Below are 21255 nucleotides of genomic sequence, written 5' to 3' on the forward strand. Positions count from 1 at the left end.
ATTTGCTGAAAATTATATCTTATTTACGCCTAATCCCGCTTTATCGTCCTGCTGAATTTATTTCAGCATCTTTTTAGCGTGAAAGACCCTGAAATAAATTCAGGGTGACGACCGTCTTAACAGAAAACTTGATTAAAACGCCACAAAATGAGATTTAATAATCGAACTCAAGTTATTAGAATAAGATTAAGTGATTAAGAAGGGCCTGTACACAAACGTTTGATGGGCTGTAACAAAATAGATAGGTAAAATAAGGGATAAACAACCCTTTCACTAAAAATCTGAGAAAACTGAATAGCAGTTAATTCTTTATTTTTTTATAAACATCAAAATAATGCCAACGGTAACTGCAATTTGGCCAATCCAAAAAATAAACATCCATTTTATAATATCGGCCTTAGTATTAGCCAATGCTTCTTTTGTATTAGCTATATCCTCCTTTGTTGCTAAAATTTCCTTTTTATTATCTAATTCAGTTCTTACTTCTTCTTTAACAAAAGAAACCAATTGCTCAGCCTCTTGCTCTCCGAGTTTAGCCTTTAGAATTTGGAAAAGTTGAATTTCTGTAACACTCATGGTTATAAATTTACATAAAAATACAAAATCTATGCCATACAAAAAAGCCCCAACAAAATGCCGGGGCTTAAAATTACTATAAGATTAAAATCTAAGCTTCTACTTCTTCTTGTTTCGAAGCTAATAATTTATCGTATTCTTCTTGTGAACCAACGATGATTCTTTCGTAACCACGTACACCAGTACCTGAAGGGATTAAGTGACCAACGATCACGTTTTCTTTCAAGCCTAACATATTATCGCGTTTACCTGCAATAGCTGCCTCATTTAATACTTTCGTAGTTTCCTGGAACGAAGCCGCAGAAATGAACGATTTAGTACCTAATGATGCACGTGTAATACCTTGTAAGATAGAACTTGCAGTTGCTGGTCTTGCATCTCTAACCGTGATCTGTTTTAAATCTTTACGTTTCAATTGAGAATTTTCGTCTCTTAATCTACGTAATGAAACAATCTGACCTGGTTTGAAATCTGTAGAATCACCTGCATCTTCAACCACTTTCTTGTCGTACATCGCATCGTTCTCGTCGGCAAAATCCCAACGGTCAACAGCATTGTTTTCTAAGAAAATAGTATCCCCTGGATCTTCAATGTGAACTTTTTGCATCATCTGGTGAACAATTACCTCGAAGTGCTTATCGTTAATTTTCACACCTTGTAAACGGTAAACCTCTTGAATACCATTTACCAGGTATTCTTGAACCGCTGCAGGGCCTTTAATTGATAAGATATCGGCAGGAGAAATTGAACCATCTGATAAAGGCATACCTGCTTTTACAAAGTCGTTATCCTGAACAAGGATGTGTTTTGACAATGGAACCAAGTATTTTTTAACTTCACCATCTTTCGATTCGATTGTAATTTCACGGTTACCACGTTTAACGCCACCTAAAGTTACCACACCATCAATCTCAGTTACTACAGCTGGGTTAGATGGGTTACGCGCTTCAAATAATTCCGTTACACGAGGTAAACCACCTGTAATATCTCGGGTTTTACCAGTTGCACGAGGAATCTTAGCGATAATCTGACCAGTTTGGATGGTTTCACCTTCATCAACTGAAACGTGGGCACCTACCGGAATGTTATAACCTTTAATGAATTCACCCTTCTTATCAACGATCTGAACTGAAGGGTTTTTAGTTTTATCACGTGTATCGATAATTACTTTTTCACGGTGACCAGTTTGCTCATCTGATTCTTCACGGAAGGTTACACCTTCAATAATGGCGTCAAATTGTGCTTTACCGGCAAATTCTGATAGAATAACCGCGTTGTACGGATCCCACGAACAGATTTTATCACCTTTAGAAAGTTTATCACCTTCTTTTACGAACAAGAATGCACCGTAAGGAATGTTGTTGGTTACAATGATACGTCCGGTTCCTGGCTCAACAATTTTGAACTCACCTGAACGGCCTAATACCACCTGAACTGTTCCTTCTTCTGTTTGTGTATCAACAGTACGGATATTTTCGAATTCGATTACACCATCAAACTTAGCTACGATGTTAGATTCTGCAGCAATGTTTGATGCAGTACCACCCACGTGGAAAGTACGAAGTGTTAACTGTGTACCCGGCTCACCGATTGACTGTGCTGCAATTACACCAACTGCCTCACCTCTTTGAACACGTTTACCAGACGCTAAGTTACGGCCATAACATAATGCACAAACACCACGTTTAGATTCGCAAGTTAATACTGAACGGATCTCGATACCTTCTAGTGGAGATTCTTCGATCAATTTAGCTACATCTTCGTTAATATCTTCTCCAGCACCTACCAATAAAGTGTTATCCAATGGATTGTACACATCGTGTAGTGAAGTACGGCCTAAAATCCTGTCGTATAATGGCTCAACGATATCTTCCTGATCTTTTAAAGCGGTAGTATACATACCTCTTAAAGTACCACAATCGTTATCGTTAACAATCATATCCTGCGCCACATCATGTAAACGACGGGTTAAGTAACCCGCATCCGCCGTTTTTAATGCCGTATCCGCCAAACCTTTACGTGCACCGTGAGTAGAGATAAAGTACTCTAATACCGATAAACCTTCTTTAAAGTTTGATAAGATCGGGTTTTCGATGATATCGCCACCTGAACCTGATTTTTGAGGTTTCGCCATCAAACCACGCATTCCGCAAAGCTGACGAATCTGCTCTTTAGATCCACGTGCACCTGAATCAAGCATCATGTAAACCGAGTTAAAACCTTGGTTATCTGATGATAACTGAGTCATAACGAATGTAGTTAACCTGTTGTTGATACGGGTCCAGATATCGATAATCTGGTTGTAACGTTCGTTGTTGGTAATGAAACCCATGTTATAGTTGTTTCTTACCTCTTCAACTTCAGCTGCTGCCTGTTCTAATAAAGTATGTTTTTCTACCGGAATGTTTACGTCTTGTAAGTTGAACGATAAACCTCCCTGGAATGCCATACGGAATCCTAATTCTTTGATATCATCTAAGAATTGAGAAGCACGGGCCATACCAGTCATTTTCACTACTTCACCAATAATATCTCTTAAAGATTTTTTGGTTAATAATTCATTGATATAACCAACTTCTTCAGGAACCATTTGGTTGAACAATACTCTACCTACAGTGGTTTCAGTTAATTTATTAACGATAGAACCATCGCCTTGTTTAACATTTACCCTTACTTTGATAAACGCATGCAAGTCTAATTCTTTCTCGTTATAAGCAATAATAACTTCTTCCGGAGAATAGAAATTCGAATCCTGTCCTTTTACAACTCTGGTTTCATCTGTTCTACGGCCTTTAGTAATATAATAAAGACCCAAAACCATATCCTGTGATGGTACTGTAATTGGCGTACCGTTTGCAGGGTTTAAGATATTGTGTGCGGCCAACATTAATACTTGGGCTTCCAAAATTGCTGCATTACCTAAAGGTAAGTGGACAGCCATCTGGTCACCATCAAAATCGGCGTTGAACGCAGTACAAACTAGTGGGTGTAACTGGATTGCTTTTCCTTCAATTAATTTTGGCTGGAAAGCCTGAATACCTAGTCTGTGTAGCGTAGGTGCACGGTTTAATAATACCGGGTGACCTTTTAATACATTTTCTAAAATATCCCAAACTAATGGATCTTTTCTATCAACGATTTTCTTAGCAGATTTAACTGTTTTTACTACACCACGCTCAATCATCTTACGAATAATGAATGGTTTGTAAAGCTCAGCAGCCATATCTTTCGGAATACCGCACTCGTGCAATTTAAGGCTAGGCCCTACAACAATTACCGAACGAGCTGAATAATCCACACGTTTACCTAATAAATTCTGACGGAAACGACCTTGTTTACCTTTCAGGATATCTGAAAGTGATTTCAAAGCACGGTTACCTTCAGTTTTTACTGCGTTTACTTTACGTGAGTTATCGAATAACGAATCTACAGCTTCCTGCAACATACGTTTCTCGTTACGTAAAATTACCTCTGGTGCTTTAATCTCGATCAAACGTTTTAAACGGTTGTTACGGATAATTACACGGCGGTATAAATCATTTAAATCGGAAGTAGCGAAACGGCCACCTTCTAATGGCACTAATGGACGTAATTCTGGTGGAATAACCGGAACGATTTTAACAATCATCCACTCAGGGCGATTCTCGATACGTGTATTAGCTCCACGGAAAGCTTCAACAACCTGAAGACGTTTTAAAGCCTCATTTTTACGTTGCTGAGAAGTTTCGTTAGCTGCCTGGTGACGTAAATCATAAGATAAAGTATCTAAATCAATACGTTTTAATAAATCTTCTAATGCTTCAGCACCCATTTTGGCGATGAATTTATTAGGATCTTTATCGTCTAAGTATTGATTTTCTTTAGGTAACTTATCTAAAATATCTAAATATTCTTCTTCCGTTAAGAAGTCCATATAGTTGATACCTTCTTCAGCCATTAAGCCTGATTGAATAACTACGTAACGCTCGTAATAGATAATTAAATCTAATTTTTTAGTAGGTAAACCTAATAAATAACCGATTTTGTTTGGTAAAGAGCGGAAGTACCAGATGTGCGCAACAGGAACCACTAAAGCAATGTGTCCCATACGCTCACGACGTACTTTTTTCTCCGTTACTTCAACACCACAACGATCGCAAACAATACCTTTATAACGGATACGTTTGTATTTACCGCAATGACATTCGTAATCTTTTACCGGACCAAAAATACGCTCACAGAACAAACCATCACGCTCAGGTTTGTAAGTACGGTAGTTAATGGTTTCTGGTTTCAACACCTCACCGCTTGATCGTTCCAAAATAATTTCTGGAGACGATAAGCTAATCGTGATTGATGTGAAATTGCTTTTTAATTTATTATCCTTTTTGTAAGACATACTTATGTAAGGTTAAAGGCGTAGGGTTTAAGGTTTAGGGCGCAGGGGTTAAAACCTTTCACCTTATACCTTAAACCTTCTACCTTATTTAATCTAATGTAATATCTAAACCTAATCCGCGTAACTCATGTACCAATACGTTGAACGATTCTGGTACACCTGGTGTTGGTAGGTTCTCACCTTTAACAATGGCTTCGTAAGTTTTGGCTCTTCCGATTACATCATCCGATTTAACGGTTAAGATCTCCTGAAGAATATTAGCTGCACCGAAGGCCTCTAATGCCCAAACCTCCATCTCACCAAAACGCTGACCACCGAACTGGGCTTTACCACCCAATGGTTGTTGTGTAATTAATGAGTATGGTCCGATTGAACGGGCGTGCATCTTATCATCAACCATGTGACCTAATTTCAACATGTAGATAATACCTACAGTTGTAGTCTGATCGAAACGCTCACCTGTTAAACCATTGTATAAGTAGGTTTTTCCTGAAGCAGGAACTCCTGCTTTAGCGATCCATTCTTCCACCTCATCGTGCGTAGCGCCATCAAAAATCGGAGTTGCAAATTTAACACCCAATTCTTTACCGGCCCATGCCAATACGGTTTCGTAGATCTGACCAAGGTTCATACGTGAAGGTACACCCAGTGGGTTCAACACAATATCAACCGGAGTACCATCAGCTAAGAAAGGCATATCTTCATCACGTACAATACGTGCAACAATACCTTTGTTACCGTGGCGACCCGCCATTTTATCACCTACTTTTAATTTACGTTTTTTAGCTACATAAACTTTTGCCATCTGTACGATTCCTGAAGGAAGCTCATCACCTACACTGATCGCGAATTTATCGCGTTTGTAAGCACCAAGTTCTTCGTTAACACGGATACCGTAGTTGTGAAGCAACATTTTAATCATCTCGTTTTTATCATCATCAGTAGTCCATTTGTTAGGGCTAATGTGATTATAATCAAGCTCAGCTAAAATTTTCTGAGTAAATTTAGCGCCTTTAGCAACTAATAATTCTTTGTAAATGTTAAATACACCCTGAGATGTTTTTCCATTTACGATGGTGAATAATTTGTCAACTAATTCTGCTTTTAATTTCTCAGTGATATTGTTATATCCTTTGTCTAATTTCTCAATTGCCGATTTTTCCTCAGCTTTTGTAGTTTTCTTAGCACGGCTGAATAATTTGGTATCAATTACCACACCTTGAATCGAAGGAGGAGTTTTTAAAGACGCATCTTTAACATCACCTGCTTTATCACCAAAAATTGCACGTAGTAATTTCTCTTCCGGCGAAGGATCAGATTCTCCTTTTGGCGTAATCTTACCAATTAAAATATCACCTTCTTTTACATCAGCACCAATACGGATAATACCGTTTTCATCAAGGTCTTTAGTAGCCTCTTCAGAAACGTTCGGGATATCTGGTGTTAATTCCTCTTCTCCACGTTTAGTATCACGTACTTCTAATTCAAACTCTTCAATATGCAATGAAGTGAAAACGTCATCACGAACAATACGCTCGTTGATTACAATTGCATCCTCAAAGTTGAAACCTTGCCAAGGCATGAATGCCACTTTCAGGTTTCTACCCAATGCTAATTCACCATTTTCAGTTGCATAACCTTCGCAAAGTACTTGTCCTTTAGTAACTTTCTGACCTTTCTTAACGATTGGTTTTAAGTTGATACAAGTATTCTGGTTGGTTTTTTTGAATTTAATTAAACGGTAAGTTTTGCTATCACCTTCAAATGAAACTAAACGATCATCTTCGTTACGCTCATATTTAATCGTGATTTCGTTAGCATCAACATACTCTACAACACCGTCACCTTCTGCGTTGATCAAAGTTCTTGAGTCACGTGCAACGCGACCTTCTAAACCTGTACCTACAATTGGTGCTTCAGGACGTAACAATGGTACGGCCTGGCGTTGCATGTTCGATCCCATCAAAGCCCTGTTCGCATCATCATGTTCTAAGAACGGAATTAACGAAGCAGCGATTGAAGTAATCTGGTTAGGTGCAACGTCCATTAAGTCTAATTTCTCAGGCTCAATAATCGGGAAGTCACCCTCATAACGCGCTTTAACACGTGGTGTGGTAAAGTTACCTTTATCATCATACTCTGCATTGGCCTGAGCAATGGTTTTACCATCTTCATCCTCAGCAGATAAATAAATAACGTCTGAATCTACAACTACTTTACCATCTTCAACACGTTTGTACGGTGTTTCAATGAAACCTAAATTATTGATTTTTGCATGCACACAAAGTGATGAAATCAAACCAATATTTGGCCCCTCTGGAGTTTCAATAGTACATAAACGACCATAGTGCGTATAGTGAACGTCACGTACCTCGAAACCGGCACGCTCACGTGATAAACCACCTGGACCTAAAGCCGATAAACGGCGTTTGTGTGTGATCTCTGCCAATGGATTCGTTTGATCCATGAACTGAGATAACTGGTTAGTACCAAAGAAAGAGTTGATAACCGATGATAACGTACGGGCGTTAATCAAATCAGTTGGTGTAAACACCTCATTATCGCGAATGTTCATACGCTCACGGATTGTTCTGGCCATACGGGCTAAACCAACACCAAATTGTGCGTACAATTGCTCACCTACCGTACGTACACGACGGTTAGACAAGTGATCGATATCATCTACCTCTTCTTTTGAGTTGATCAATTTGATCAGGTATTTCACAATTGCAATAATATCTGCTTTTGTTAATACTTTAACCTCATCAGGGGTATTCATTTTTAATTTACGGTTGATGCGGTAACGACCAACATCTCCTAAATCGTAACGTTTATCTGAAAAGAATAAACGATCAATGATACCACGGGCTGTTTCCTCATCAGGTGGTTCTGCGTTACGCAAAGCACGATAGATGTTTTCTACAGCTTCTTTTTCTGAATTTGATGTATCTTTCTGTAATGTATTATATATAATGGTATAATCAGCCTGACTTGCGCCATCTTCTTTAGACAAGATGATGCTTTTTACGCCAGCTTCGATAACCATATCAATGTGTTCGTCTTCTAAAACGGTTTCTCTTTCAAGAATCACTTCATTACGGTCGATAGAAACTACCTCGCCAGTATCTTCATCTACAAAATCTTCAACCCATTTTTTCAATACCCTTGCTGCCAGTTTACGACCGATGTATTTCTTCAAACCAGATTTACTAACTTTTACTTCGTCAGCAAGATCAAAAAGTTCTAAGATATCTTTATCAGAATCGTAACCGATAGCACGTAATAAAGTGGTAACCGGGAATTTTTTCTTACGATCGATATAAGCATACATTACGTTATTAACGTCTGTAGCGAACTCGATCCATGAACCTTTGAAAGGAATTACACGCGCAGAATACAATTTGGTTCCATTTGTGTGACGGCTTTGACCGAAGAACACTCCTGGAGAACGGTGTAATTGCGAAACGATAACACGTTCTGCACCGTTGATAACAAACGTACCTTTTGGTGTCATATACGGGATTGTACCTAAGTACACATCCTGGATAATGGTTTCAAAATCTTCATGTTCTACATCATTACAAGAAAGCTTCAGCTTTGCTTTTAACGGAACATTGTAGGTTAATCCACGCTCAATACACTCGTGTATATCGTAACGTGGCGGATCAACAAAATAATCAAGAAACTCCAATACGAAGATATTTCTTGAATCTGTTATTGGAAAGTTTTCAGCAAACACTTTAAACAAACCTTCGCTAGAGCGATCGTCTGATGTGGTATCTATCTGGAAAAATTCTCTGAATGATTGCAATTGCACATCCAGAAAATCCGGATAGTCTATAATGTGCTTACTAGTTGCAAAATTTACTCTTTGTTCGACTGTCTTTGCCAATGGACTAAAAGATTTTAGTTTAAGAATAAACTATTTGTTTGGTTTCAGTTTTAAGCATTCTCATTAACCAAACAAAATGAGATGTTTATAAACAGGTAAAGACACCGACATTTTCAGTCGGTGTCTAATACATTTTTAGCTTAGCTAAGTTAAGTGATTACTTAATCTCAACTACTGCTCCAGCTTCTTCTAATTGTTTTTTAAGAGCTTCTGCTTCGTCTTTAGTAACACCAGCTTTTAATTCTTTTGGTGCTCCGTCAACTAAGTCTTTTGCTTCTTTCAAACCAAGGCCAGTTAAGTCTTTAACAAGTTTCACAACTGCTAATTTAGCGCCACCAGCTTCTTTTAAGATAACATCAAATGATGTTTTTTCTGCAGCAGCAGCAGGTGCATCACCACCAGCAGCAGGACCAGCAACTACAGCAGCAGCTGCAGGCTCGATACCATACTCGTCTTTTAAGATTTGAGCTAATTCGTTAACTTCTTTAACTGTTAAGTTTACTAATTGCTCAGCAAACGATTTTAAATCTGCCATTTTATTAAGATTTTAAAAATTTACGTAAAAATAATTTTGTTTAATTGCGAACTTAAGGTGTTCGTTAACCTTCTCTTTCTTGTAGAGTTTTAACAATTCCTGCAATTTTGCCTCCGCTTGATTTAAGCGCAGATATAACATTCTTAGCTGGTGATTGTAATAAGCCAATGATATCGCCAATAAGCTCTTCTCTCGATTTTAAGCTTACTAAGTTATTCAATTGGTCATCGCCAACGTATACTGATGAATCTATAAATGCTGCTTTAAGCAATGGTTTATCAGATGTTCTTCTCAAAGCTTTAATCAACTTAGCCGGAGCGTTTGCTGTTTTTGAGAATAATAATGATGATGAACCTTTAAGGGCTTCGTATATCTCAGAAGCATCGCCATCTAAACCTTCAATCGCTTTGCGGATTAAAGAGTTTTTAGCAACTTTCATGATGATATCACCTTCGAAACATTTGCGGCGGATGTTGTTAATCTGCTCAACAGAAAGGCTAGAAGTATCAGCAATATAGAAATTGCCATACTCTTGCATTTGTCCTTGTAGTTCTAAAACTACTTCGTTTTTTTCTTCTCTGTTCATGATTAAATCCCCGCTACTGATTTTGTTTCAATTGCAATTCCAGGACTCATTGTAGAAGACACGTGAATGCTTTTAAAATAAGTTCCTTTAGCAGCAGATGGCTTTAATTTTGAAATTACCTGAATGATTTCAAGTGCATTCTCATAAATTTTATCTGCTGGGAATGATACTTTCCCTATTGAAGCGTGTATAATACCGCTTTTGTCTACTTTAAAATCAATCTTACCTGCTTTAACCTCTGTTACAGCTTTACCAACTTCGTTAGTTACTGTACCAGATTTTGGATTTGGCATTAAGTTCCTTGGACCTAAAACGCGTCCTAATTTACCTACTTTTGCCATACAAGCTGGTGTTGTGATAATAATGTCTACATCGGTCCAACCACCTTCAATTTTAGCCACATATTCGTCTAAACCTACGAAGTCTGCGCCAGCTGCTTTCGCTTCTTCTTCCTTATCAGGAGTTACTAAAGCTAAAACACGTACAGTTTTACCTGTACCGTGTGGTAAAGTAGCAATACCACGTACCATTTGATTCGCTTTACGCGGATCTACACCTAAAGATACATCAATATCAACTGATGCATCGAATTTAGTGGTAGTGATTTCTTTTACCAAAGCAGCAGCAGCCTGTAAAGTATAAGCTTTACCAGCTTCTATTTTAGCGTGTGCCTTTTTTTGATTTTTAGTTAATTTCGCCACTGTTGTAAACTGTTTTTTAATTAATTGTTCCAGGGTGCGTCACCAGAAACGGTGATTCCCATACTGCGTGCTGTACCAGCAACCATACTCATTGCAGATTCGATTGTAAATGCATTTAAATCAGGCATTTTATCTTCAGCAATAACTTTAATCTGGTCCCAGGTCACCGATCCAACTTTTTTACGGTTAGGCTCAGCAGAACCACTCTGTAATTTAGTAGCATCTTTTAACTGAATAGCTACAGGAGGGGTTTTGATGATGAAATCGAATGACTTATCAGCATAAACAGTAATTACAACTGGCAATACTTTACCTGCTTTATCTTGGGTACGAGCGTTGTACTGTTTGCAAAACTCCATAATATTCACCCCTTTAGCACCTAATGCAGGTCCTACTGGTGGCGATGGATTTGCCGCTCCGCCTTTGATCTGTAATTTGATCATTGCACTGACTTCTTTTGCCATTTTGTGTTTTTTGTTTATTTAAAACTCAATGTTAAATATTGGAAGCATGTAACATTTAATTCCTTAGAGCTCCTATAAAGCTTAAAGGACTGCAAAGATATGGATAATCTTGCATTACTGCAATAGATGAAGAGAAATATATTAACTATTCCTCTTTAAAACAGAAATTAAATAATTATCAATAAATTTTTCTATAATTTATTAATCAAAACACTAATTAATCTCCCTGGGTAAGCTGGCATCGACTATCGGCTTCAATAAAATTAAAGACCTTCCATGGACTGCCTCAGGAATTAAATTCGCAACACTGTTTAAAAAACCAGTTTCATAATCTATGGAACGATCAGTTATTCTGTAACAGTAACAAGAAAAAAGTACAATCTTTGAGGAATATTCTTTAAAATTAAAATTGTGCATTCTAATTCTCTTTAACAAAGAATTATCAAGCTCATATATTTTTTTCGTTTCGGGATTCAATTTACTTGAGAAATATAAGGTATCAATTTTACCTTCTGCGTCAAAGGAAATTGCTATTGCGAAGAAATGTGCAAAATTCTTTTTGGTGCGATCATAGGCATCCACTTTTGTACCCTTCACAACCAAATGGCTTATGAACTCTGGCAATTTAGGTGTTTTTTGTCCAAATGCTATGTTACTCCATAGCATAACAAAAATAAATAATAGGTATTTCATAGTTAACTACAATATGTTCCCTGTTTAGGAGATGTAGACTTATTCGTATATTTTCCATTCACCTCATTTATTGCATCTCTTTGTACTTGAGTTAGTTTACTTGTGTAAAGATTAGTTCCTTCTAAACCTCCCCAACTAAGAGCCCAAGCATCAGCCCCTTTACATGTTAGTAATACGCTTTTAAGAGATTTTTTTCAATCAACATCCGTTACAAACCAGAAGCTTATAGGCTTACATAATATAACACGCTTATTTTTGAATTTATTTACATTCGGAAATAGCCCTCCCCATTCACGCAATAAAGATTGTTGATTGCTAATATATTGATCATTTAGATTTAAGCCCATAACGGGTATAACAACCACATAGTTTTTGTAATTGCTAAAAAATATTTTTTCAGCAATAACGGATTTTCTTATTTGATTTATATCCATGGCATTTCCTAATTCTACATCTTCGGTTTTAGAAAAATAAATGGAGTCTATCTTTCCTAATTTATTAACAGATACACTTATAGAAAATATAAATGCTTTTTTTATAAAAGGGTTATCCATATAGGCATCTTTGAAACCAATACCGAGTTTCAAATTCTGTTTTGATAAATCGATGATCTGCGCATAACAAATTTGAGTTATTGATAATAGTAAGCCAGCTAATAATATCTTTTTCATAATTATTTTAGTTTAAACCAATTATAGAATTAGTTACAATAGCTACCCAATTTATCATATCAATCTTTATCACTATATTTCATTAATGTTTCGCCTATTAAAGTTTTATTTGCATCGCTTAAAAGATCAAAAAAATATTTTTTTTTTAAACTACATAAACAGAACTAAGTAATAAAAGTATATTGATTAATCATAATCTATTATATAAGACCTATTAATTGGTTTGCATAACACAATTCGTCTGTTTTTAAACTTCTGTATATCAGGAAATAGTGTGCTCCATTCCCTTAATAATTCATTTTGAAAACTAATAAATTGGTCATTTAAATTAATTATCATTACAGGAACTACAATAACACAATTTTTATACCTTTTAAAAAAAATAGTCTTTGACATGATAGTGGCTTTTATTTTTTCAAGGTTTATTGCCTTTCCCAAGTCTATATTCTCGGTTTTGGAAAAATAAATAGAATCAATATTGCCCAATTTATTCACGGCAATGTTGATAGAATATATAAAGGCTTTTCTTGGTATTAAATTATTCAGATACTCGTCTGTAACACTTATTGGTAATCCCAATTTCGATATATCAAGCATTTGTGCGCAGGAAAAGTGCACTAACGATAGACACATTACGATTATAAATAATAATTTTTTCATAATTTTAGTTATTACAGTAGGTTCCTAGTTTATCATATCTATCCTTGTCACTATATTTCATTAATGTTTCCCCTATCATAGTTTTATTGGCATCACTCAATAAATCGAAAAAAGAAGTTTGTTTTAAACCACCCCATGATAATGCCCAAGCATCTGTATCTGATAAATTAGGAAATACACTTTTAAGTGAGGCTTTCTAATCTACATCAGTTACAAACCAAATGCTTATTGGCTTACATAATATAACACATCTATTTTTAAACTTATTTACATTCGGAAAAAGAGTTTCCCATTCTCGCAATAAAGATTGTTGATTGCTAATGTATTGATCATTTAAATTTAAGGCCATTATAGGTATGGTAATAACACAATTTTTATAATGACTAAAAAATACTTTTTCTTCATTTACTGATTTCCTAATTCTATATAAATCCATAGCATCTTTTAATTCGACATCCTCAGTTTTAGAAAAATAAATAGAATCTACCTTACCGAGGTTATTTACCGATACACTTACAGAAAAAATAAATGCTTTTTTCATATAAGGGTTATTTACATAAGAATTTTTAAAGGTAATTTCAATTAATTTTGTTACATCAACAGTTTGTGCCAAACAAAACTGCGTAGTCAATAAAACCATAGCGGTTATAATTATTATTTTTTTCATCATTTTCTTAATTACATTAAGATATCAATTTGTCATATTTATCTTTTTCCTAAACTTAATTATTGTTCTACCTATTAAATATTTTATTGGCATCGCTAAGTAAATCGAAAAATGAGGTTTGTTTTAAACCACCATGATAATGCCCAAGCATCAGTATCTAATAAATTAGGGCGCGTGCTTTTAAACTAGATTTTTCAATTAACATCTCTTACAAACCAGAAACTTATCTGTTTACACAATACTATGTACTTGCTTTTGAATTTATTTTCATTTGGAAATAAAGCCTCCCATTCTTGTAATAGTGAACTTTGATTACTAATAAAATTGGTCATTTAGATTTAAGGCCATTACGGGCATGATAATAATGCTATTTTTGTATGCCTTAAAAAATGTCTTTTCAGTAATAACTGATTTTCTTATTCCACTTAAGTCCATAGCATCTTTCAGTTCCACATCTTTAGTTTTAGAAAAATAAACAGAGTCTATTTTCCCTAACTTATCAACCGATACATTTATAGAAAAGATAAAGGCTTTTTTTATGAAAGGGTTATGCATGTATGTATCTTTAAAATCAATACCAAGTTTTAATTTCGATACATCAATAATTTGTGCAAAAGACAACTGCATTAATGATAAATGTATAATGATTGTAAATAATATTTTTTTCATAATTTTAGTTATTACAATAGGTTCCCAGTTTATCGTATCTGTCTTTATCACTATACTTCATTAATGTTTCACCTATCAATGTTTTATTTGCATCAGTAAGTAGATCGAAAAATGAGGTTTGTTTTAAACCACCCCATGACAATGCCCAAGCATCAGTATCTGATAAATTAGGAAATACACTTTTAAGTGAGGTTTTTATCTTATCAACAAAATTTTGTGCCATATAATCATGTTGAGGTGGTACTAAAATTTTACCTAATGATGATTCAGGAAAGAGTTTTCTCAACTCAGTATGCACCATTTCATGATAAATTGTAGCTACTGCATATTGTTCCGATCTTATTCCCGCTACATCGGTATTAAAGGTAATAGTTGAAGTCATTACACCTTTAATTGGCACAGTACTAGTAGTAGCATCTTTAGTCGTAGAGGCCAATGAGCCATCTATAAACACTACATTATAATCTTTGCTACTCCCGAAAGCATTATAAAAAAGTGTCTTAATTTCATTAACTGCATTTTTTGCTAATGCTAATGTAAGCGCATTTTTTATGCAAGCATTTTTAACACTATCAATTATCTCTTTATTAGGAGGATTATTTATACTACCAGTTCCACTTCCACCAGTTCCACCATCTGAACCCCCACCAGCGGTATCACACATAGTATAAAGATAAGTAGAGTCTAATACCTCTCCAGTATATGCATCCCGTTCTACCCAATAATATTGGTAACATTCTGTAGCATCATGATCTATAGTCATTTTAAGCCTATCTTTAAGTGTTTTAGGATTTTCACTAATCCACCCTACTAATTTCCCCTTAAATGTATGCCAGCCATCAATAAAATCATGCCCCACAGTAAACAGAAGTGCATTACCTTCAAAAGTATCTGCTAAACCAATAGCATTTCGATTCATCATGGCTTTATAAGCTCTAATAAGTCCAGGCTCATCAGTTGGAGGTACAGAATTGATAAACTCTGCTATATAACCGGTAATATGAACTGCCGAAACATTAATGAGTAAAGTGCTACTAATTATTTCTTTACTGCTGTAGCTAATAGTTGTAGGTAAAACTATAAATTTTTCCTTATCAATAATAAGGATTTTTGATGAAGACCAATCTGGCGTATATAATTTTATCTTTTGTTGATTAAACCAGTTTTTCGCAGTAGATATAGCATCTGCTTGCGTCAATAGCTCACTTTGTTTATTACAAGATTGAATAATAATGATTGTTACAACTAATAAAGTTAAAGCCAATATATAAGCCTTAAGAAAAGTATAAGTTTTCCTCATTTTGTTAATTTAGATTTAATAAGTAAAGAGAGGTGAGATAAACAAATATACTGATGAAAATTTAAACTACAAATAAATAATACAAAAACGTATTTAAAAAAATGAAGACATAAAAAAACCCCGAATTAATCGGGGCTTCTGAATATCTCAAATAATTTCTTACTCTTTTTCTACTTGCATATAGTTAAGTTCAAGCGGCGTTTTACGCCCAAAAATCTTAACCATTACTTTCAGTTTTTTCTTCTCTTCGTTTACCTCTTCGATAATACCTGAGAAACCATTGAAAGGTCCGTCCATTACTTTAATACCTTCGCCAACGTAATAAGGCACATTCATCGTTTCACCTTGCTCGCTCATCTCATCAACCACACCTAAAATACGATTAACTTCTGCCTGGCGCATTGGGATTGGATTACCAGCTTTATCACCCAAGAAACCAATAACACTATTAATTCCTTTAATGATGTGTTCTAATTCTCCATCTAATGTAGCTTCGATTAAAACATAACCGGGATAAAAGTTACGCTCTTTGGCAATTTTTTTACCATCTTTCATTTGGTAATATTTTTCCATTGGTATTAAAACCTGAGGAACCAAATGAGAGAAACCTAAACGGCTGATCTCAGCATCAATGTACTGTTTTACTTTCTTTTCCTTACCGCTAACAGCCCTTACAACGTACCACTTTAGATCGCTCATTAGTAAATATTAATTAGAAAGTGATTTATAAAAAGTATCTAACACAAATGTAGATCCTTTATCCATTGCAAAAATAACCAATGCAATAATTAAAGAAGCCACTAATACAAGAATTGCAGAACTTTGCAGTTCACCCCAGGTAGGCCATGTAACCTTCTGGGTCATTTCATCGTACGATTCTTTTATAAACTCAACTACTTTAGCCATATTTAATTTATTGAATGACAGAATGACTAAATGAGTGAATGATAATATTCGAAAGCTAACTTTCAAATTCAATCATTCACTCATTCAATTACTCAACCATTGTTTTGAGCACGGGAACAAGGATTCGAACCCTGATCAAAGGTTTTGGAGACCTCTATTCTACCGTTGAACTATTCCCGTAATTAGAAAGCAAAGTGCTTAAGCGTGCTCAAACACTTTGCTTTCAGTTATTTACCTGAAACCCCTTAAGGGGTTTGGGGTTTTATTTTAAAATTTCAGTTACCTGACCAGCACCTACTGTTCTACCACCTTCACGGATAGCGAAACGTAGACCTTTTTCCATTGCGATAGCGTTGATCAACTTTACAGTGATGGTAACGTTATCACCTGGCATTACCATCTCAGTACCTTCAGCTAGTGAAATCTCACCAGTAACGTCTGTAGTACGGAAATAGAATTGAGGACGGTATTTGTTGAAGAATGGCGTGTGACGACCACCTTCTGCTTTTGATAATACATAGATCTCAGCTTTGAAATCAGTGTGAGGAGTTACTGAACCTGGTTTACAGATTACCATACCACGACGGATATCAGTTTTCTCAATACCACGTAACAATAAACCTACGTTATCACCAGCTTCACCATAATCTAAAATCTTACGGAACATCTCAACACCAGTTACTGTAGATTTTAAGTTCTCAGCACCCATACCTAAGATTTCAACTGGATCTCCAGAGTTGATTACACCACGCTCGATACGACCAGTTGCTACAGTACCACGACCAGTGATCGAGAATACATCTTCAACAGGCATCAAGAATGGAAGCTCAGTTAAACGTGGAGGAATTGGAATGTAGCTATCAACAGCATCCATTAATTCCATAATTTTTGCTACCCATTTAGCATCTCCGTTCAAACCACCTAAAGCAGAACCTTGAATAACAGGAATATCATCACCAGGGAAATCGTAGAACGATAATAATTCACGAACTTCCATTTCTACTAATTCTAATAATTCAGGATCATCAACCATATCCACTTTGTTCATGAATACAACCAATGAAGGTACACCAACCTGACGAGCCAATAAGATGTGCTCACGAGTTTGTGGCATTGGACCATCAGTAGCAGCAACAACGATAATAGCACCATCCATTTGAGCCGCACCTGTAACCATGTTTTTAACATAATCCGCGTGACCTGGACAATCTACGTGTGCGTAGTGACGGTTTGCAGTTGAATACTCAACGTGCGCAGTATTAATTGTAATACCTCTTTCTTTTTCCTCAGGAGCTGAGTCAATTGAATCGAATGAACGTGCCTCAGATAAACCTGCATCAGCTAAAACTTTTGTAATAGCTGCTGTTAAAGTTGTTTTACCGTGATCGACGTGACCGATTGTACCGATGTTTAAGTGCGGTTTACTACGGTCAAATTTTTCTTTTGCCATTTTATTTATAACTAATTAGTAGGTTAACTTTTTATTAATTTTATTTATTGTTTTGATGCAATGCAACACAAAAAACCTTGTCTACCCTGCATATTAAACAGATTTAACAAAGCTTTATTATCCTGAGCCAACTATGGGAATTGAACCCATGACCTCTTCCTTACCAAGGAAGTGCTCTACCGCTGAGCTAAGTCGGCTTTTTAGTTTCCAGTTCCAGCCTTTAGTTTTAACCAAATAAAAACTGTTACCAATAACTGCCCACTTTCTAATTTTTATTGGAGCGGAAGACGAGGTTCGAACTCGCGACCTATAGCTTGGAAGGCTATCGCTCTACCAACTGAGCTACTTCCGCTTTTAAAAACTAGTGATTGATTGAATGATAGAATGATAGAAATAATCTCTCATTAAAACATTTGGTCGTTCATTTAAAGTGTGGGGAGAGAAGGATTCGAACCTTCGAAATCTTGCGATAACAGAGTTACAGTCTGTCCCATTTGGCCGCTCTGGAATCTCCCCATTTTTTACTTTAAAATGCTAACACTTTAAAATAAAAAGAGCCTCCTATCGGAATCGAACCAATGACCTACTGATTACAAGTCAGTTGCTCTACCAGCTGAGCTAAGGAGGCTTTAAATTTTGTGCAATGATACGAAAAATCTTCATTTTTCATACTATTAACGTGTTTTTTTAAAACTTTTATCTTTTTAAAGAACAAGCCTTTTCTTCTTGGCCTAACACCGTTTCCGAAAGGGAATGCAAATATACACACTTATATTTCACTTCAAAATAAATTTGAAAAAAAATAACGAAATTTTTAGCCCTCCCACTCAATTAAGACGATTTAAAATAATAGGTACTTCATAATCAGTCGCTTTGCTTTTGCTTAAAATCCTATTATTTTTTTAACTTTTTTCGGTGTTCTAACGAATATGAATCGGTTTTTAAGTTTAATTGCGCTTGCCCCCACGTCCTGGCGCTTTCCAGCTACCACCTCTTATATCCTGTAACATCACCAAATCGTTTACATCCTTATTAATTTTTAAAAAAAATCACTCGATACCATTTATTAATTAGTCAAAAACAATTAAAAATAACAGCAAATTCCTCACAGTAGTCCATAAAAAAGGCAACATAATGATTAATCATGCTGCCTTTTCTTAAAATAATGCTAATTTTTAGTAATCAGCGGCTTCGCTTTCGCTTAAAATTGCTTTTAAAACATGTGCAAAAATTAATTAGCCACGGAAACACAGAAATCACGGGAGAAGAAGTAAATTTTTCCGTGTTTTCGTGCTTCCGTGGCAAACATAATGCTTAGGTATGCGCAGAAAGAGGAAGAATTATCAGAGAAAAGTTAAAAGCGATTTCCCTGAATTGGCCTAGTACAACGTACAACATTAATTTAAAAATCTCTATCTTGTTTTATTAATACAAAGGTTACATAGATTTTAAACTAGTACTCTGATAAAAATCTACTTTTGATTTTTTGTATAATCATGCCAAATATGAAACGAGTATTTATTTCTGCACTAATGTTATTCATTTTTACCGCCTCTTTCGCTCAAAAATTTAACTGGAACAAAAACCAGGTAATTGCCCATCGTGGAGCATGGAAGAAAAATAATTTTCCTCAAAATTCTATCGCTTCTTTAAACGAAGCAGTAAAGCTGGGTTGTTATGGATCGGAATTCGATGTGTGGATGACCGCAGACAATGTTTTGGTCATTAATCACGATCCCGAGTTTCAGGGTTTGGTTATCGAGAAAGTAAATTATGCTGATTTATTGACCAAAACGATGAGCAATGGCGAAAAAATTCCAACGCTTGAGGCTTATTTATTGGAAGGTAAGAAGCAAAGAACAACCAAACTGATTTTAGAGATCAAACCTTCATTAGTCAGTAAAGAACGTGGAATTGAGGTAACCAATAAATGTGTTGAAATGGTTCAGAAACTCAAGGTAGTGGAGTGGACGGAGTATATCAGTTTTGACTACGATTACTGTAAACGCATTTTAGCGCTCTTGCCAAAAGCAAAAGTGGCCTACTTAAAAGGCGAAATCAGTGCTGAACAAATGAAAGCAGACAAATTAACCGGCGTTGACTATCATTTTAGTGTTTATCAAAAAGATGGGTGGATTGAAAATGCCCACAAGTTAGGCTTAACGGTAAATGCCTGGACGGTAAACACTGTTCCCGAAATTCAATGGCTTTTGGCACATCAGGTTGATTATATCACCACTAACGAGCCAGAATTGACCTTCGAAGAGCTCAAAAAAACACCTGTTGCAGCGGGTTGGAAACTGAAATGGGCTGATGAATTTAACGATGCGGGATTACCTCTGGCAAAAAACTGGAGTTACGATGTAGGCGGAAAGGGTTGGGGCAATAACGAACTTCAATATTATACCGACGCCGATAGCACAAATGCAATTGTAAAAAAAGGAAGTCTGAATATTATTGCAGTAAAAGCAGATAAAGAAAACAACCATTATACTTCGGCCAGATTGGTAACGAAAAATAAATTCGATTTTAAATACGGAAGGGTAGAAGTTCGCGCCATGTTGCCAAAAGGCAGGGGCTTATGGCCTGCAATATGGGCTTTACCAACCGAGGGGAAATACGGCGGCTGGCCAAAGAGTGGCGAAATTGATATTATGGAATATGTAGGTTATGATCCGGATAGCGTTCATGGAACGGTACATACAGAAAAGTTTAACCACGTAATCAAAACGCAGGTGGGCAAGGCTTTAAAGGTTTATAATCCTTATACCGAATATCATATTTATGCGGTAGAATGGTTTGCCGATAGAATAGATTTCTTTATTGATAACCAAAAATACCTCACTTTTAAAAATACCAAAAAAGGATCTGGCGATTGGCCATTCGATCAAAACTTCCACCTTATTTTAAATGTAGCCGTTGGCGGTGGTTGGGGTGGAAAAAAAGGAGTAGATGAATCTATTTTTCCCGCAACAATGAAGGTTGATTATGTTAGGGTATTTCAGAAGTAACTTTGTTTGTTGAAAAGGTTAACTGGTTAATTGTTGAAATTGGTTAACTGGAAACTGCAGGTTGCCAATTGAAAACAGGAATGTTTCATTGCTGGG

The 21255-nt window shown here is 35.9% G+C and carries 17 protein-coding genes and 5 tRNA genes; 1 reads left to right on the forward strand and 21 read right to left on the reverse strand.

Translation table 11 applies throughout. The annotated features are described in order from the left end of the window. Nucleotides 1–309: 309 nt before the first annotated feature. The 21 genes from AW17_RS19810 to AW17_RS19910 all read right to left on the reverse strand — a co-directional run bounded on the left by AW17_RS19810 (nucleotide 310) and on the right by AW17_RS19910 (nucleotide 18776). Complete coding sequence (locus tag AW17_RS19810) at nucleotides 310–576, reverse strand: hypothetical protein (protein ID WP_029279309.1); 267 nt, start codon at nucleotides 574–576, stop codon at nucleotides 310–312. 91 nt (nucleotides 577–667) lie between these two features. Continuing rightward, nucleotides 668–4954: a DNA-directed RNA polymerase subunit beta' gene (gene rpoC / locus AW17_RS19815; protein WP_029279310.1), complete on the reverse strand. Its 4287-nt coding sequence runs from the start codon at nucleotides 4952–4954 to the stop codon at nucleotides 668–670. An 88-nt stretch (nucleotides 4955–5042) separates the two neighbouring features. Continuing rightward, complete coding sequence (rpoB, locus tag AW17_RS19820; protein WP_029279311.1) at nucleotides 5043–8846, reverse strand: DNA-directed RNA polymerase subunit beta; 3804 nt, start codon at nucleotides 8844–8846, stop codon at nucleotides 5043–5045. Nucleotides 8847–9003: 157 nt separating this feature from the next. Further along, nucleotides 9004–9381, reverse strand: a complete 378-nt coding sequence (gene rplL, locus AW17_RS19825; RefSeq protein WP_029279312.1) for a 50S ribosomal protein L7/L12 — start codon at nucleotides 9379–9381, stop codon at nucleotides 9004–9006. Between the two features lie 64 nt (nucleotides 9382–9445). After that, nucleotides 9446–9967: a 50S ribosomal protein L10 gene (rplJ, locus tag AW17_RS19830; RefSeq protein WP_029279314.1), complete on the reverse strand. Its 522-nt coding sequence runs from the start codon at nucleotides 9965–9967 to the stop codon at nucleotides 9446–9448. A 2-nt stretch (nucleotides 9968–9969) separates the two neighbouring features. Next, nucleotides 9970–10668, reverse strand: coding sequence for a 50S ribosomal protein L1 (gene rplA / locus AW17_RS19835; RefSeq protein ID WP_029279316.1), 699 nt, complete (start codon nucleotides 10666–10668; stop codon nucleotides 9970–9972). 20 nt (nucleotides 10669–10688) lie between these two features. Continuing rightward, a complete protein-coding gene (rplK, locus tag AW17_RS19840) occupies nucleotides 10689–11132 on the reverse strand; it encodes a 50S ribosomal protein L11 (protein ID WP_010601094.1) in 444 nt (147 codons plus the stop codon). Nucleotides 11133–11345: 213 nt separating this feature from the next. Continuing rightward, nucleotides 11346–11825, reverse strand: coding sequence for a hypothetical protein (locus AW17_RS19845; RefSeq protein ID WP_055726108.1), 480 nt, complete (start codon nucleotides 11823–11825; stop codon nucleotides 11346–11348). A 194-nt stretch (nucleotides 11826–12019) separates the two neighbouring features. Next, nucleotides 12020–12496, reverse strand: coding sequence for a hypothetical protein (locus AW17_RS19850; protein ID WP_029279322.1), 477 nt, complete (start codon nucleotides 12494–12496; stop codon nucleotides 12020–12022). 186 nt (nucleotides 12497–12682) lie between these two features. Further along, nucleotides 12683–13156: a hypothetical protein gene (locus AW17_RS19855; protein WP_157280373.1), complete on the reverse strand. Its 474-nt coding sequence runs from the start codon at nucleotides 13154–13156 to the stop codon at nucleotides 12683–12685. A 196-nt stretch (nucleotides 13157–13352) separates the two neighbouring features. Continuing rightward, nucleotides 13353–13823 carry a hypothetical protein gene (locus tag AW17_RS19860; protein WP_029279326.1) on the reverse strand — a complete coding sequence of 157 codons (471 nt, stop codon included), beginning with the start codon at nucleotides 13821–13823 and terminating at the stop codon, nucleotides 13353–13355. 315 nt (nucleotides 13824–14138) lie between these two features. Beyond that, the gene (locus AW17_RS19865) at nucleotides 14139–14492 is read right to left on the reverse strand and encodes a hypothetical protein (protein ID WP_157280374.1); all 354 of its coding nucleotides are present in this window, start codon (nucleotides 14490–14492) and stop codon (nucleotides 14139–14141) included. A gap of 4 nt (nucleotides 14493–14496) precedes the next feature. After that, entirely contained in the window at nucleotides 14497–15792 is a 1296-nt protein-coding gene (locus AW17_RS19870; RefSeq protein WP_029279329.1) for a hypothetical protein, read from the reverse strand. Between the two features lie 159 nt (nucleotides 15793–15951). Then, nucleotides 15952–16491, reverse strand: coding sequence for a transcription termination/antitermination protein NusG (gene nusG / locus AW17_RS19875; RefSeq protein WP_025143263.1), 540 nt, complete (start codon nucleotides 16489–16491; stop codon nucleotides 15952–15954). 9 nt (nucleotides 16492–16500) lie between these two features. Next, on the reverse strand, nucleotides 16501–16698 hold the full coding sequence (gene secE, locus AW17_RS19880) for a preprotein translocase subunit SecE (RefSeq protein ID WP_029279332.1): 198 nt from the start codon (nucleotides 16696–16698) through the stop codon (nucleotides 16501–16503). A 109-nt stretch (nucleotides 16699–16807) separates the two neighbouring features. Next, nucleotides 16808–16878: transfer RNA gene (locus AW17_RS19885), tRNA-Trp, on the reverse strand. Between the two features lie 82 nt (nucleotides 16879–16960). Further along, on the reverse strand, nucleotides 16961–18148 hold the full coding sequence (tuf, locus tag AW17_RS19890; RefSeq protein WP_029279334.1) for an elongation factor Tu: 1188 nt from the start codon (nucleotides 18146–18148) through the stop codon (nucleotides 16961–16963). Between the two features lie 125 nt (nucleotides 18149–18273). Beyond that, nucleotides 18274–18345, reverse strand: a tRNA-Thr gene (locus AW17_RS19895). 79 nt (nucleotides 18346–18424) lie between these two features. Beyond that, nucleotides 18425–18500 (reverse strand) — tRNA-Gly (locus tag AW17_RS19900). 81 nt (nucleotides 18501–18581) lie between these two features. After that, a tRNA-Tyr gene (locus AW17_RS19905) sits at nucleotides 18582–18664 on the reverse strand. A gap of 39 nt (nucleotides 18665–18703) precedes the next feature. Then, nucleotides 18704–18776 (reverse strand) — tRNA-Thr (locus AW17_RS19910). A gap of 877 nt (nucleotides 18777–19653) precedes the next feature. Here AW17_RS19910 and AW17_RS19915 point away from each other — a divergent pair. Beyond that, complete coding sequence (locus AW17_RS19915) at nucleotides 19654–21159, forward strand: glycerophosphodiester phosphodiesterase family protein (RefSeq protein WP_029279336.1); 1506 nt, start codon at nucleotides 19654–19656, stop codon at nucleotides 21157–21159. The last annotated feature ends 96 nt before the right edge of the window (nucleotides 21160–21255 follow it).

It is taken from the genome of Pedobacter borealis DSM 19626 (assembly GCF_000708285.2).
GTDB classification, from domain to species: domain Bacteria; phylum Bacteroidota; class Bacteroidia; order Sphingobacteriales; family Sphingobacteriaceae; genus Pedobacter; species Pedobacter borealis.